This is a genomic window from Aeromicrobium sp. SORGH_AS_0981 (assembly GCF_031453195.1).
Classification (GTDB): Bacteria; Actinomycetota; Actinomycetes; order Propionibacteriales; family Nocardioidaceae; genus Aeromicrobium.
Genome location: NZ_JAVIZD010000001.1, coordinates 397,645 through 411,717 on the forward strand (window position 1 = coordinate 397,645; position 14,073 = coordinate 411,717).

Below are 14,073 nucleotides of genomic sequence, written 5' to 3' on the forward strand. Positions count from 1 at the left end.
CCCCGGGCCTGAGCCACTCCCACCAGACCCAGCCGACTACCTACCCACCACCCGAACCCAGGGCCCTGGACGGGCCCCAACCCCACCGAGAGGAACGAACGATGAGCAGCACACTGGAAGCCCCCGTCAGCATGACAGCGATCGCCGGAGGGACTGAGGACGGCATCACCTGGGCGACGGTCAACGCGCCCATGTTCGGCGCCGTCAACGGCTACGTGAAGATCCCCACCGGCAACGTCCTCGCCGGCCTGTCCTACAGCGAGGTGCAGGACCGCCTCGACCTCGACGACCTCCTCGGCGGCGCGCGCGAGCTCACCTTCGGCAGCGACCAGTGGATCGGCTTCGACACGCTCCACTCCGGCGACTACTGGCCCGAGGCACCGGACCACTGGCGCACCGACTGGTCACTCGACTGGACAGCCGAGCTGGTTGCCGACCAGACCCGCGCACTCGCCCGCAAGGTCGCCGCCGCCCGCCTGGCCCGATACGTCTACGTCGCCTCCTCCTGGAGGAACCCGCTCCAGGACAGCGTGGTCCAGACGCTCCGGGCCCACGACGTCGACTGCTACGACTTCAAGAACCCTGACGGCGGGACCGGCTTCTCCTGGTCCCAGATCGATCCGAACTGGCAGGCGTGGAGCGCCGAAGAGTACGTCCGCCTCCTCGACCACCCCATCGCGCAGGCCGGCTACGACAGCGACTTCAACGCCATGGAGCGTGCCGACGCCTTCGTGCTCGTCCTGCCCTGCGGACGCTCCGCCCACCTCGAGCTCGGCTGGGCCGTGGGGAAGGGGAAGCGGACCTGCATCCTCACGCGCGACGGCGAAGAGCCCGAGCTCATGGCCAAGATGGTCGACCACATCGCCACCAGCGAGCAGGACCTCCTCGCCTGGCTCCGCGTCGACACCGTCGACCAGCCCGACGGCGCAACCCGATGAGCGTCACCGTCCGACGCGAGAGCAGCGTCCGAACCGACAAGCGCGCGAGGCTCACCGCCGGCCAGATCGCTCAGTGGGTCAAGGACGTCCCGGCCGACGCTCAGGTGTCGGCCATCAACACCGACACCGGCACCCAGCGAGACCCGTACATCACCACCGTGGGCCTGCGGGCCACATGGGAGGAGTCCCGATGACCACCGACCCCACCGCCCAGCCCACCCCCACGCGTGCACCTGCGGCGGTGCCGGAGGGAGGGTGGCGCGACGGGGACTGGTTCGTGACCACCGAAGGTCACCAAGTTCGACGGGACAGCGTCGATGAGGTCTGGCGCTGGTACGAACCACGGCCCTACGGTGCCCGCTGGACCGATGACGGAGCGACCGACTATGTCCGGTCCGGACGTGCCAAGATGCTGCTCCTCGTCCCCCGCCCCGAGCCCGTCACGGCCCCGCTGCCGAGCGAGGCGGTCGACGAGCGTGGCGCTCTCTCGGATGCGCTGGATGCCGAGATCCGGAGGACTCACCCGACCCTCGTGTACAGCGCAGGACTGGCGCATTGGCTGGCCGACGTCGTGCTGACGCTCGGCTACACGCTCCCCGCCGCCGACCAGCGTGCACGGGACGAGGGGACGGTGCGCCGGGCCGTGCTCGCCGCGATCGAGGACCCCGGGCGCGACGACGAGAACCCAGCCAGTCGTGAGCGCATCGCGGGCTGGCGGGCGTGCGCACAGGACGTGCGCGATGCCCTGGACAGCGTCGAGGACGACGAGGGGACGGTGCGGGAGGCGTACACCGTCGAGCAGATCCAGACCGCCTACGACAAGCACGCCAGCAAGGACGACTGGGGCGTGCCCGCGTTCTACGCCACGGGCCTCATCGCGGCCCTGCGCGGCGAGTACGACAAGGACGGCTCCCGATGACCGGCCGCGAGCAGGGCGTGCAGGTCGAGGCGCCGCAGACCGAGCGCAAGCTCACGAAGGAGCAGCGCACCGCCCTCGCGCTGCTGCAGGACATGCGACGGCGCTACCCCGAAGAGAGCTGGGACGGCGCCACCTGCAGTGAAGCCACCTGGCCGCACCTCGGTCAGACCTGGCCGGCGTTCATCAACTGGCGTACCGCCCGGTCCCTGCATCGCCTCGGCCTCGTCACGACCGAGTACGTCGGGCCGTATGAGGGCAGCACGATCACTCTCACGAAGGCGGGTGCGGAGGCATGAGCAGCGACCAGGTGCAGGTCGAGGAGTGGTACTGCGTCGACAGTGGCCGACCCGTGCGCGAGGGCGCTGGCGACCGGTGCAAGGCCCACGGATCTCGGTCGACGCCGTGCTACGCCGCCGTGCGGGACCCGCGCTGCACGCACCCGGACTGGCCGGAGCGGGCGAACGGCTCGGACCGGTGCCCAGAGTGCGGCGCCGACCTCGGCACCCTGACCGGCGGGGGTGCGTCGTCGTGAGCAGCCTCCGCGTCGCTGGCACGCTCCCCGGAGATGACCGCGACTACGACGCCATGGTCGGTGCCGACTCCATCGCTCTTCGAGTTGGCGACCGGGCGTGTCTCGCCGCGCCGAAGTGGATGACGAGCGAGCAGGCGCACGTCGTGATCGACCAGCTGACCGCCCTCTTCCCGCGACGGGAGGCCGTCCGGTGAGCGCCGCGGACGAGCAGGCGCGGGAGGTCGAGGAGCTCGTCGAGCAGGTACGCGAGCGACTGGACCCGGACGGCCACGGCTGGGCTGCGGGCGAGTGGCGCAGCAGAGCCCCCGACACCTCCCGGGACCAGCCGTGACGCCCCGGTGGCGCGAGTGGCTCGTCCTCGCTGTGTTCGCCCTCTGCCTCGCCACCGGCGCCTACCTCGCACTCGAGCAGAACGCCCAGCACCACCCGATTAGCCAGGAGAACTGACCATGCCCGCACCGGAGCTACGCCTACTGAACGGCGAGCACGTCCTGACGATCTACGCCGACATCGAGAGGGTGATCCGAGCGTTCGAGAGGATCCGCGCCTCCCTCGACGAGCTCTCCCAGCGGTGGCGCGACTTCGCTGACCCACCGTCGCGGGAGCGTCGCGAGCTACGGCTCATCGCCCGCGCCGAGCGCGCCGAGGCGCGCCTCTGGTGGGAGCAGCACAAGGCGACCGGTCGCCGGTGAGCGTCGTCTCCCACTCGCTCGACGTCTATGGCGTTGACCTTCACCTCGCCAACACCCGTCGGGACTGGTCCACGATCAGTCGGCGTCTGGGCGTGGACCGGAGCCTGAGCGAGTCCGCAGGCGGAACCGTCTTCCTCCGCTGGGAACCCGCCGGCGGCGGACGTTCGGTGCCGACCCTGGGGTTCTGGATCTCTCCCGACCTGAGCCCGCTGGATCACGTCGAGACCTGCGCCCACGAGGCCGCGCACGCCGCCACCCTGCTGCTCACGTGGGTAGGACACGACGTCCGCGGGACTGACGGTCATGACGAACCGTCCGCCTACCTGGCCGGATGGCTGACGCGATGGCTCTGGGAGAACACGGCCCCCGGGACGTCGCCGTGAGCCAGTCCGCGTTCAGCGACCAGTCACGCATGGCGATCTACACCGCCGGCGACCACCGGTGCATCGGCTGCGGTCGGCCCGACCTGACCGCGCAGCACCGTCACGCGCGCGGGATGGGCGGATCGCGAGACCGTCGCCTTGGCCTGCCGGCCAACGGCGTACCGCCGTGCGGCCACGGCACGGCGGGCTGTCACGGGTGGACCGAGCACCACCCGATCGGCGCCACCCTGCTCGGCTGGCGACTCGCCACCGGCCAGCCGCTCAAGGCCCCGTTCTGGACCCGCTTCGGGTGGCGACGCTGGACCAACGACGACGACCCCGACTTCTGGGCCGTCGCCTACGTCGACCACGACGACCTCGACAGCCTCGCCTCACGCCTGGCCGCCGTCGACACCTTCCGCGCCCGCGACACCTGCTGGCACTAGACGCGATGACCACCCGAGATCCGAGCGCCGGGACCGTGTCGGTCGGTCATGTCATCCTCAGCGCGACGAGCGAGCACGACCACGAAGGAGCCACCATGACGACCTACTGCTCCGAGCCCGACTGCGGCCGGCCCGCCTCCTCCACCACGCTCTGCGCGCAGCACAGCGACGAGCTCGAGGAGCTGCTGCTGCAGGTCGACTGGGTCATCGACCAACTGCGGGTCGCCCTCGCCCGGCAGGAGAACTTCAAGGCCACCCGCGGAGGCAGCAGCGGCGAGACACCGATCGCGTGGAACGACCGCGCCTCCCGCGCAGCCCGCGCCTACGTCGACGTCGTCACCACCTGGCAGGGCCGCGTCGCCGACCACATCGGCATCCCCGTCCGCTACCCCAACCCGCTCGCCGCAGCGACATGGCTCCTCGTCGCCCGACCCAGGCTCAACGCCTACGCCGACGCCGGCAAGATGCTCGCCGACCTCAGCGCCGCGCACGACACAGCCCTCGGCGTCATCAACCGCCCCGCCGACAGCTGGTACGCCGGCGTCTGCTCAGCCACCCGCCCCGACGACAGCGACTGCCCCCGCGACCTCTACGCCGACGACGAGTCCGGCGTCATCGTCTGCAGCCTCTGCGGCGCACGCCACGACATCCAGTCCCGCCGCGCCGCGCTCCTCGAGTACGCCATGGACCACCTCGCCACCGCCACCGAGATCGCCCGCGCCGTCGTCGTCTGGTCCGACTACGCCCGAGGAGAGAACCGCCTCGTCAAGCGGATCAGCACATGGGAATCTCGTGGCAGGCTGCACGCGCGTGGCACCGTCACGGTCAGCGGAAGGCCTCGCCAGACCTACCGAGTCGGCGACATCATCGACCTGCTCACGAACGACGGGACGCCGTCCCATCCGGCGACGGTCTGAGGCCCCGCGCAACGGTGAAGAAGTAGTAGAACATCGTGCCCACTCCCACGAAGTACGCCCCAAGAACAGCCACCCCGCCTGAATAACTGAGGCTCGCGGGCTCAGGAGTGAGGAGCAGCAACGACGGCACCGCGGTAAGGGCGAAGACTAGAAGCAGCCAAAGGATGCTCAGCTCCGCGCCGGACGGCTGTGCCACGCGAGTCAGTCTGGTCTGCGCAACGTGCATTTCGCTTTCGGCAAGGGCCGCGTCCTGCCGTGCGAACTCGAGCTCCCGCTGCGCCGAATCGACCACCTCGCCTCGGTTCAGATTTCGATCGGGATCGTCCACGAAGATCCGCGGCATTGGATTGATCGTGGGCCTTGGGAAACGAGCCGCCTCTCGACGGGCTTCCTCCTGCTTCTCGTACTTCGTTATGTGCCGATCCCGCTGATAGCTGAACCACGTGTACCAGAGCGCTTCGATGCCGAGAGGATGCGGAAGCTTCGGCCTGAACTCCGACCAGTCCGGCTGGTCGTGTTCAGACGCGACCTTGAAGGCGCTCCAAACGTCACTTGCGTGTACCCGTCGAGCCTCTTCAAGCCACTCTTCGTAGAGCGCAACGCGGTCGTCGGGGTTGAGATTCGACAGCTCCGCGATGTGCCGCATCGCTTCCGTGAGATCGCCGCTTTCACGGGTCGTCCCGGTCTCGGCATCGACAAGTACCCAGGCCCGAGCGTCCTCGGAGGAACGGAGACCGTACAGCGCTCCCGCACGATCTCGAACGAGACGAGCGTCGTTCACCCGCTTAACAGCCTTGGTGTGTCGGTCATTGGTTTCGCTGAGTAGCGCTTCGGCGCCGTCGATCTCGGACTGGATGGCCAGGTACCGGCTCAACGTGAAACCGGCGATGATGGCGACCATCGTGACCCCGGAGCCAGCGCACGTGACAAGCAGATCGGCGGAGTCGCCCGTTGTCGGGATCGAAGTCACGACCACGACCGTACCGCCCACCAGATTTCTTCGCGGAGGACCTCGCGTACTGCTACTGTGGAGTCCAACACGACAACGACCCCTGCCCGGGACCGGGACAGGGGTCGCTGCACGTTCACCCGAGACCACGGTCCGGCGAGTCAACGCAGACCCACGGCGTCCGCTCATGAGCGCTGGCGCGGTCGCGAAGGACGCCCACTCAAGCGCTGCTCACCTCCTTTCGTGCAGCGCGGCGCACCTGCTCGCCGGACTACCTGCATCCGTTCGGAAGGGACCGCAGTGGCCAAGCGCGTCTGCATCCAGTCCGGCTGCGGCAAGCTGATCGAGCCAGGCCGCAGCCGCTGCCACCTCCACGAGCGCGCACGCGACAAGGCGCGAGGCACCAGGCAGCAGCGAGGCTACGACGCCGAGCACGACGCAGCTCGAGCCGAGTGGGCGCCGATCGTCGCAACTGGCTCAGTCCCGTGCCGCCGCTGCCGGCACCTGATCGACGCAGGTTCGCCCTGGGATCTCGGCCACCCCGACGCCGACTGCCCCGCACCCCTGGCACCAGAGCACAGAGGATGCAACCGAGCCACCTCCGGCCGCCCCACCTGAGCCAGACGCGAGACCCGCTCGAGGCCTCGCTCACCCTCGGGGGGCACCCCCTGAGCGGCCCTCGGTCCAGGACCGCCGGGGAGGGCTGTAAACCATCCGGAGGGTTCAAAGATTTCGGCTCCTGCGCGAGGCAGGGGCCCAGCCGATGCGGCGCGATGCCGCTGAGGGAGTGACGACGTATGACGCGTGGCGGCCCCCGCAATAGGTCCGGACCGACGCCGAACGAGCAGTCCGCCCGCTCGGACTCTCGGGGCTTCTCGCTCAGCGCTCTTCCGGCTCACGGCTACCAGGGTGACGCGCCGCGGTTCCCGCTCATGCGCCGTCGTGTGCTCCGTTGGGAGTACGAGGAGAAGCGCCGGTTTCAGGTCACCGACGAGGAGGCGACGCAGGAGGTCGCTGACCGTGAGGCCGAGCTGTGGGCGTGGGCCTGGTCCACCCCGCAGGCGTGGGCTTGGGCGCAGCCGTCGGAGTCGTGGCGGATCCACACGATCGCGATGTGGGTGCGCACCTTCGTCATCTGCGAGAGCGACGAGGCCACCGCGGCGGACAAGTCGTCCCTGCACCGCTTCGCCGACCAGATCGGCTTCTCCACGGCGGGCCTCGCCGAGATGGGCTGGAAGATCGCGGTCGACCAGGTCGCCGAGAAGCGCGCCGAGAGCGAGCCGGTCAAGACGGAGGGCGAGGGCGAGCAGCCGAAGCGCCGCCGTCGACTGCAGCCGGTACCTGGCGAGGGCACTGGCTGATGGCCCGCCACAACAACATCGGGCACTGCCACGCGGTCCTCGAGGTCCGCTGGCGCTGGCTGCGAGTCCTCACGCCACGGGGCATGGACGTAGCCGTCTCGCGGCCATGGCGCGCGCTATGGCTGGTCGCCGCCCCTGTCTTGAATCGCGTCACCAGGACGCGGCTCGTCGCGGGCGGCTGCGACGAGTGCCGTGCGATCTACCGATGATCTCCGGCGCCGTCGGCGTCGTCGACTTCCCCACCCTCGGCCATCTGGGGGACGAGTGGATCACCCAGCACTGCCGGGTGCCCGACGGGTTCACGCGCGGCAAGCCGTTTCAGAAGGCCGACTGGCAGTTCTGGTGCACGGCGAACCGCTATCGGGTCCGCGAGGACGCAGTCTTCGTCCCGCCCGAGGATGTGGGTCCCGACTCGCCGCCCGTGCTGAACCAGGCCTTCGTCTACCGCCAGACGATGATCGTCGGGCCCCAGAAGACCGGCAAGGGACCGAACAGCGCCTCGGACACCGCGTATGAGGCTGCCGGCCCTTCGGTCTTCGCCGGGTGGGCCAAGAAGAACGACGTCTACGACTGTGCCCTGAACGGGTGTGACTGTGGCTGGTACTTCGAGTACGAGCCCGGCGAGCCGATGGGGATGCGTCACCCGTCGCCGCTCATCCAGTTGACGGCGACCTCCGAGGATCAGGTCGACAACATCTACCGGCCGCTGCGCGGGATGATCTCGCTCGGGCCGCTCAAGAACATGCTCGCCGTGCGCGAAGGGTTCATCCGCGTGCTGGGCCTGTCCGGCCTCGACGACCTCGACCGGATCGACCGCGTCACCTCTCAGGCGCGCTCCAAGCTCGGCAACCCGATCTCCGACGCCGAGCAGGACGAGGTCGGCCTCTACACGAAGTCCAACGGGCTCATCGAGGTCGCCGAGACCCAGCGCCGTGGCGCGGCCGGTATGGGTGGACGCACGCACGCCACGACGAACGCGTGGGACCCGACGGCCGACTCCTACGCCCAGCACGTCTACGAGTCCGGGTCTGACGACATCTTCGTCTTCTACCGCAACCCCGACCTCGAGCCGACGCTGCGCGGTCCGGACGGTCGCCCGCTGTCGTTCTCGATCAAGGCGAACCGGCGTCGGATCTTCGAGTTCGTCTACGAGGGGTCCTGGTGGGTCAACCTCGACTCGATCGAAGCTGAGGCGGCCGAGCTCATGAAGAAGGACCCCGCCCAGGCCGAACGATTCTTCGGGAACCGGCTCGTCCAGGGCGGCGGCGCGTGGCTTCCTGAGGGCCTGTGGGCGGCGGCGTATGCAGGGAAGTGAGAGCCTCTGGCTACCGAACCCGCCGAAGGGCACCAGCGTCTGCGGCGGCTTCGACGGGTCGGAGAACGACGACCACACCGTCATCAAGCTGGAGACCCGCGAGGGCTTCATCTTCACGCCCCGCTACGGCCCCGACCGGCGGCCCACCATCTGGAACCCCGCGGAGTGGGACGGCAAGATCCCTCGCCACGAGGTTAACGAGGCCTGGGCCGAGATCGCGCGCACCTTCCGCATCCTGCGCGTGTACGCCGACCCGGGGTTCTTCAACGAGACGGACTACCGCACCGAGATCGAGGACTGGGACCAGAAGTACGGACCCGACGTGTTCGTCGAGTGGCCCACCAACATCCTCGGCCGGATGTACCCGGCGCTGCGGCGCTTCGAGGCCGACCTCAAGAACGGTGCGATCACGCACGACGGATGCCCGCGCACCAACACGCACATGGCCAACGCCCGCAAGATCCCGAAGGGCGAGCGCTACTACCTCGGCAAGCCGGCTCAGCACCAGAAGATCGACGCCAGCATGGGCAGCGTCCTGACGCACGAGGCCGCGGCCGACATGCGCGCCGAGGGCTGGCCCGAGCCCGGCCGCGTCCCCGAAGGCGTCTCCACCCGCATGTACGGCTTCACCTGAGCACCGAGAGGACGGCATGGACCAGAGCACCGCCCTCGACCGCCTCATCATCGGAGCAGGCGAGATCTCCCGGAAGAAGACCGACTGGGAGCACCGAGACGGCTACTTCCACGGCACCAAGCAGCGCCTCCCGTTCGCCCCCGAGGGCGTCAGCCAGGAGTACATGGAGCTGCGAGAGCAGGCGCCGGCGAACTGGCTCGGCCTGGCGATGAACACGCCGGTGCAGCGCATCTCCGTCGAGGGCTTCAAGAAGCCCGGGCAGGCGCGGCCGGACAGCAAGTTCTGGGAGAACGCGTGGGTCGCGAACGGGATGCAGCGCGCGTTCCGGCTCGCCCTGCAGGCCATGATGGTCCACGACTTCGGCGTGCTGTCGGCCTGGGAGAACGTCGACAAGCGGTCCCAGCCGATCTCGCGTGTGGAGTCGGGATCTCGCATCCACCTCGAGCGCGACCCGCAGGACCCGACGCGCACGGCCTGGGCGGTGAAGACGTACACCGAGCGCATCCGGGCGAAGTCTCAGCTCGTCCTGCCGGCGAACCTCCAGGCCTCCGTCGCGCAGTCCCGCGAGTGGGGATTCGTCTACGACGACCACACCTGGTTCCGCTTCTACCGCGACAACGGCTCCGGCATGTGGGTGTACGCCGCCGACGGCGTCAACCCCCTCGGGGAGTGCCCGTTCACGCCCCTGAGCCTCAACGCTGACGCCAACGGCGACCTGTACCCGTCGATCGTGCCGCTGATCCCCCAGCAGGACGCCCTCAACACCATCCGGTTCAACACCCTGCTGGCCATGCAGTTCTCCGCCTACCGCCAGCGCGTGTTCACCGCCTACGACCCGGTGATCAAGGACGAGGACGGCAAGATCGTCTGGCAGAAGAACGCCGACGGCACGATCAAGCTCGACACGCAGGGCCAGCCGATGCCCCTCCTGTCGTCCCCGGGCCGCATCGGCGTCGACCGGGCGCTCGTCTTCCCCGGCAAGGACACGCGCGTGTTCGACCTGCCGGAGTCCGACCTCAACAACTACGTGGTCGTGCTGCAGGAGTTCCTCACCCAACTGTTCGCCACCGGTCAGATCCCGCCGCAGTACCTGCTGAACAAGATGGCGAACCTGTCGGGCGACGCGATGGCAGGCGCCGAGTCGACCCTGCAGGCGCTCATCTCCGACATCTGGCAGGTCGTCGACGACGCGCTGGTCGACCACGCGCGCAAGCTCACCCGCGCGGCCGGCCAGAGCGTCGGCAAGGGCCACACGGTCGTCCGCGGCGACGGGGAGGTCCGTTCGTTCGCGCAGATGATCGACGCGATCGTGAAGCTGGTCCAGGTCGGCCTGCCCCGCCAGTCCGCCTTCGAGATGGTTCCCGGCGCGACGCCGTGGGTCGTCGAGGACTGGATGAAGCTCGCCGAGCAGGAGGCGCGCAGCCCCTACCTGCAGACGCTGGACGCGAAGGACGCCGCGGATGCTGAGGCAGCCGCTGCCCTCGGCGGCGACTGACTACTCCCGCGCGCAGCGCCTCGAGATCCAGGCGGCTGTCGCCGCGGTGAACACCGAGTGGTCACGGATGGGCCCCAACTTCGACCTCGGATGGGCCCGCATCGGCGACACCGTCGAGGGCATCCTCCTCCGGGCGCAGACCCGGCTCGTGCGCGGCGCAGCCTCCTACGTCCCCGACGTGCTCGAGGACACCGCGCAGGTCGCGCTGATCGCTCCGGAGGCGGCGATCGACACCACGCAGCTCGTCGGGCTGACCGGCGCTGGCTACCCCGTGGGCTACGCCGCGGCGTTCGCGCCGATCAAGGCCAAGCAGGCCATCGCTGGCGGCGCGTCGATCCTGGAAGCGCTCAGCACCGCCGGCGACTGGCTCGAGGAGGCCGTCGGCACGATCCTGTCCGACACGGGCCGATCCACCGAGGCGCTCGGCATGTACACGCGGGACGTCCCCGGGTACGTCCGGATGCTCTCGCCACCGTCCTGCTCGCGCTGTGTGATCCTGGCCGGCGCGTACTACCGGATGGCGGAGCCGTTCGACCGCCACCCCGAGTGCGACTGCCGGCACATCCCGGCCGCGGAAGCTCTCGCGGGCGACCTGACCATCGACCCCCGGGCCTACTTCGACAGCCTCGACGAAGCCGGCCAGGTGAAGTTCGCCGGCTCGATCGCCAACCGCCAGGCCATCCTCGACGGCGCGAACATCAACCAGCTGGTCAACGCCTACCGTCGCAGCTCGGGCCTCTACGCGGCCCAGTCGCCGCTGTCGCGCCGCTACGGGTTGAAGTTCACCACCGCTGGCTCGACGGATCGCTCCTGGACCGCGCAGCAGCAGGTCGGCCTCGGGCTTCGCACCGCTCAGCGCGGCAGCAGTGTCCGGCCACGCCTCATGCCCGAGTCGATCTACGCCAACGCGGTCGACCGCGACGACGCGCTGCAGATGCTTCGTTCGAACGGCTGGATCGTCGACCTGGACGCCCGTGCCGCGGGACGCGCTGCTCTCGACGCCCAGGTTCGCAAGCGACGCGCTGCCAGCGCCGAAGCGCGTCGTCAGCGCCGCCGCGAGGAGCTGCGGCGCGCCGCCGGGCTCGCTCCCGCGCCGCTTCCCGACATGGACGTGCTGCGCGAGACCGTGCGCCGATCTCGCGAGCGACGCCGCACCCGATGACTTCTCGACCGCGCGAGGCGGTCGAGCCGATCCCCCGCGATGGAGGACCCCATGAAGAACACGCTCACCCACCCCTCGACCGGCTCCCGGTACGACGTCCCGCTCTACGTGACGAGGGATGGCCAGGCCCGCTACCTCATCGGTGGAGCGTCCGAGGACGGCAGTGGCGGCGACGGCAGCGGCGCTGGTGGTGGTGCTGGCGACGCCGGTGCTGGTGGTGCTGGTGGCGACGCCGGTGCTGGTGGCGATGCCCTCGGCGAGGCCGGCAAGAAGGCCATCGAGGCCGAGCGCGCCGCGCGCAAGGACGCCGACAAGCGCGCGAAGGCGGCCGAGGCCGAGGTCGAGAAGCTGCGCAACGCCAGCAAGAGCGCCGAGGAGAAGGCCCTCGAGGCCGCCCGCAAGGACGGCGAGACCACGGCCACCAAGGCCGCGAACACCCGAATCGTCTCCGCCGAGCTGCGCGCACTCGCAGCCACGGCGAAGATGCGCGACCCGCGCGATGCGGTCACGCAGCTCCGTTCCGACCTCGGCGAGATCGAGGTCGACGACAACGGCGAGGTCGACACCGGACGGCTCAAGAAGCTGCTCGACGACCTCAAGAAGGACAAGCCCTACCTGTTCGAGGACGCGCCGCCCTCCTCCTCCGCCAGCGACGCCGGGATCGGCGCGACCGGCGGCGGAGGCCGGCCCGACCCCGGACCGGGGCGTGCACGGATCCGCTCGGCGATCGAGGCATCCAGCAAGTAACACCGAGCCCGCAGCGACCGCAGCGGGTCCCGACCTGAACAAGGAGTTCCCACAATGGCTGTCACTCTTGCCCAGGCCGCTGTGCTGTCCCAGAACGACCTGCAGCGCGGCGTCCTCGAGACCTACGTCCAGGAGTCCCCGCTCCTGGACCGGCTGCCCCTCATGGACATCGAGGGCAACGCCTACGCGTACAACGAGGAGGCGACCCTGCCCGGTGTCGCGTTCCGATCGGTGAACGAGGCCTACGTCGAGTCCACCGGCACCGTCGTGCAGCGCACGGAGACGCTGTCGATCCTCGGTGGCGACGCCGACGTCGACCGCTTCATCGTGAAGACGCGCGGCAACCTCAACGACCAGCGCGCGACGCAGCTCGCCATGAAGATCAAGGCGTCGTCCTACAAGTTCCAGGACACGTTCATCAACGGCGACATCACCGTCGACCCGAAGGGCTTCGACGGCCTGCGCAAGCGGCTCGTCGGCAACCAGGTCATCGATGCCGCGACCAACGGCATGGGAGTCGTCTCCGGTGGGCACGACTTCTTCGACGTCCTCGACGCGGCCATCGCCCGCGTGCCCGGCATCAACGGCCAGAACGGCGCGATCTACGCCAACTCCGGCATCGTCGCGCGCGTCCTGTCCTCGGGCCGCCGCCTCGGTGGCGCGGAGCTCGTCAAGGAGGACCTCACCGGCAAGCGGGTCGCCGTCTACAACGGCATCCCGGTCCTGGACATCGGCCTCACCGCGGCCGGCGCGAACATCATCCCGCAGACCGAGACGCAGGGCTCCTCGAGCGCCGCGTCCTCGATCTACGTCGTGAAGTTCGGCGAGGACGAGGGCGACCAGGCCGTCACCGGACTGACCAACGGCGGCGTCGACGCCTACGACCTCGGAGAGATCTCCGAGAAGCCCGTCTACCGTCACCGGCTCGAGTTCTACTGCGGCCTCGCCACCTTCGGCGGCAAGGCCGCGGCCCGCATCCGCGGCGTCCTCAACAGCTGACCCGCCACCCGCCGCCGGCCGCGCACCAGCGCGGCCGGCGGCGATCGCACCGCCCGCGCACGACCCTCGACACCCGTTCCTGAGGAGGAACCATGTCCGACCAGAAGCTCACCGGCGCCGACCTCGAGAAGGCGCTCACCGACCGAGGCCTGCCCATCACCGGCACGGCCGACGAGAAGCGCGCCGCCGTCGCCGAGTACGACGCCGCGCACAGCCCGGCCCCGACGGCCGGCGACGGTGACGGCGGCGCTGGTGGCGGCGAGCAGACGCCGACTCCCACGCCGACGAGCACCACGCTCGACTCCCACACCGACGCGCCGTCGACGACCGCCCCCGGCGACGGGCCGGCCGACACGACCGACCCGAACGAGATCGCCTCCACGGTGAGCCCCGACAAGGCCGCCGCGGCGCAGGCCGGCCACGGCACCGTCAACGGCGTCGTGAAGACCGGCGAGGTGGCCACGGCGCAGGTGCCGCCGAAGGAGGACCAGCGGGTCGAGACCTACACGTCGACCAAGCCCGACGGCACCAAGGTGCTCGTCACGCACAACCTCGACACCGGCGCCACCACGGCGACGCCGGTCGACTGACGCGCGCCAGAGAGG

General features: G+C 69.7%; 20 protein-coding genes. 19 read left to right on the top strand and 1 reads right to left on the bottom strand.

The genetic code is table 11. From position 1 onward, the window contains the following. Nucleotides 1–101: 101 nt before the first annotated feature. The 11 genes from QE370_RS02165 (at nucleotide 102) to QE370_RS02215 (ending at nucleotide 4,806) form a co-directional block, all read left to right on the top strand. Nucleotides 102–938 (top strand): hypothetical protein, encoded by an 837-nt coding sequence (locus QE370_RS02165; RefSeq protein WP_309633241.1) that lies wholly within the window; start codon nucleotides 102–104, stop codon nucleotides 936–938. After that, nucleotides 935–1,132, top strand: coding sequence for a hypothetical protein (locus QE370_RS02170; RefSeq protein WP_309633242.1), 198 nt, complete (start codon nucleotides 935–937; stop codon nucleotides 1,130–1,132). The genes QE370_RS02165 and QE370_RS02170 overlap by 4 nt, the downstream gene beginning before the upstream one ends. 215 nt (nucleotides 1,133–1,347) lie before the next feature. After that, nucleotides 1,348–1,857 (top strand): hypothetical protein, encoded by a 510-nt coding sequence (locus QE370_RS02175; RefSeq protein ID WP_309633243.1) that lies wholly within the window; start codon nucleotides 1,348–1,350, stop codon nucleotides 1,855–1,857. Further along, nucleotides 1,854–2,153 (top strand): hypothetical protein, encoded by a 300-nt coding sequence (locus QE370_RS02180; RefSeq protein WP_309633244.1) that lies wholly within the window; start codon nucleotides 1,854–1,856, stop codon nucleotides 2,151–2,153. Before QE370_RS02175 ends, QE370_RS02180 begins: the two co-directional genes overlap by 4 nt. Next, nucleotides 2,150–2,389, top strand: coding sequence for a hypothetical protein (locus QE370_RS02185; RefSeq protein WP_309633245.1), 240 nt, complete (start codon nucleotides 2,150–2,152; stop codon nucleotides 2,387–2,389). Before QE370_RS02180 ends, QE370_RS02185 begins: the two co-directional genes overlap by 4 nt. Continuing rightward, nucleotides 2,386–2,583, top strand: a complete 198-nt coding sequence (locus QE370_RS02190; RefSeq protein ID WP_309633246.1) for a hypothetical protein — start codon at nucleotides 2,386–2,388, stop codon at nucleotides 2,581–2,583. The genes QE370_RS02185 and QE370_RS02190 overlap by 4 nt, the downstream gene beginning before the upstream one ends. Beyond that, nucleotides 2,580–2,720 (top strand): hypothetical protein, encoded by a 141-nt coding sequence (locus QE370_RS02195; protein ID WP_309633247.1) that lies wholly within the window; start codon nucleotides 2,580–2,582, stop codon nucleotides 2,718–2,720. The genes QE370_RS02190 and QE370_RS02195 overlap by 4 nt, the downstream gene beginning before the upstream one ends. A gap of 118 nt (nucleotides 2,721–2,838) precedes the next feature. Then, entirely contained in the window at nucleotides 2,839–3,081 is a 243-nt protein-coding gene (locus tag QE370_RS02200; protein ID WP_309633248.1) for a hypothetical protein, read from the top strand. Next, nucleotides 3,078–3,464: a hypothetical protein gene (locus QE370_RS02205; RefSeq protein ID WP_309633249.1), complete on the top strand. Its 387-nt coding sequence runs from the start codon at nucleotides 3,078–3,080 to the stop codon at nucleotides 3,462–3,464. Before QE370_RS02200 ends, QE370_RS02205 begins: the two co-directional genes overlap by 4 nt. Before the next feature lie 29 nt (nucleotides 3,465–3,493). Beyond that, nucleotides 3,494–3,889, top strand: a complete 396-nt coding sequence (locus QE370_RS02210) for a hypothetical protein (RefSeq protein WP_309633250.1) — start codon at nucleotides 3,494–3,496, stop codon at nucleotides 3,887–3,889. 95 nt (nucleotides 3,890–3,984) lie between these two features. After that, nucleotides 3,985–4,806, top strand: a complete 822-nt coding sequence (locus QE370_RS02215) for a hypothetical protein (RefSeq protein WP_309633251.1) — start codon at nucleotides 3,985–3,987, stop codon at nucleotides 4,804–4,806. Here QE370_RS02215 and QE370_RS02220 read toward each other — a convergent pair. Further along, nucleotides 4,766–5,776 (bottom strand): hypothetical protein, encoded by a 1,011-nt coding sequence (locus tag QE370_RS02220; protein ID WP_309633252.1) that lies wholly within the window; start codon nucleotides 5,774–5,776, stop codon nucleotides 4,766–4,768. The two genes, QE370_RS02215 and QE370_RS02220, sit on opposite strands and share 41 nt — an antisense overlap. 911 nt (nucleotides 5,777–6,687) lie before the next feature. On the opposite strand from QE370_RS02220, the gene QE370_RS02225 reads away from it, so the two are divergent. From QE370_RS02225 to QE370_RS02260, 8 genes are all read left to right on the top strand, one after another. Next, entirely contained in the window at nucleotides 6,688–7,116 is a 429-nt protein-coding gene (locus tag QE370_RS02225; protein WP_309633253.1) for a hypothetical protein, read from the top strand. Between the two features lie 205 nt (nucleotides 7,117–7,321). Beyond that, the gene (locus QE370_RS02230) at nucleotides 7,322–8,431 is read left to right on the top strand and encodes a terminase (protein WP_309633254.1); all 1,110 of its coding nucleotides are present in this window, start codon (nucleotides 7,322–7,324) and stop codon (nucleotides 8,429–8,431) included. Next, nucleotides 8,418–9,065 (top strand): terminase, encoded by a 648-nt coding sequence (locus QE370_RS02235; RefSeq protein ID WP_309633255.1) that lies wholly within the window; start codon nucleotides 8,418–8,420, stop codon nucleotides 9,063–9,065. Before QE370_RS02230 ends, QE370_RS02235 begins: the two co-directional genes overlap by 14 nt. Before the next feature lie 16 nt (nucleotides 9,066–9,081). Then, a complete protein-coding gene (locus tag QE370_RS02240) occupies nucleotides 9,082–10,560 on the top strand; it encodes a phage portal protein (RefSeq protein WP_309633256.1) in 1,479 nt (492 codons plus the stop codon). Further along, a complete protein-coding gene (locus tag QE370_RS02245; protein WP_309633257.1) occupies nucleotides 10,526–11,722 on the top strand; it encodes a hypothetical protein in 1,197 nt (398 codons plus the stop codon). The genes QE370_RS02240 and QE370_RS02245 overlap by 35 nt, the downstream gene beginning before the upstream one ends. 51 nt (nucleotides 11,723–11,773) lie before the next feature. Next, on the top strand, nucleotides 11,774–12,469 hold the full coding sequence (locus QE370_RS02250; RefSeq protein WP_309633258.1) for a hypothetical protein: 696 nt from the start codon (nucleotides 11,774–11,776) through the stop codon (nucleotides 12,467–12,469). A gap of 54 nt (nucleotides 12,470–12,523) precedes the next feature. After that, nucleotides 12,524–13,468: a major capsid protein gene (locus QE370_RS02255; RefSeq protein WP_309633259.1), complete on the top strand. Its 945-nt coding sequence runs from the start codon at nucleotides 12,524–12,526 to the stop codon at nucleotides 13,466–13,468. A 92-nt stretch (nucleotides 13,469–13,560) separates the two neighbouring features. After that, entirely contained in the window at nucleotides 13,561–14,058 is a 498-nt protein-coding gene (locus QE370_RS02260) for a hypothetical protein (RefSeq protein WP_309633260.1), read from the top strand. Nucleotides 14,059–14,073: the final 15 nt, after the last annotated feature.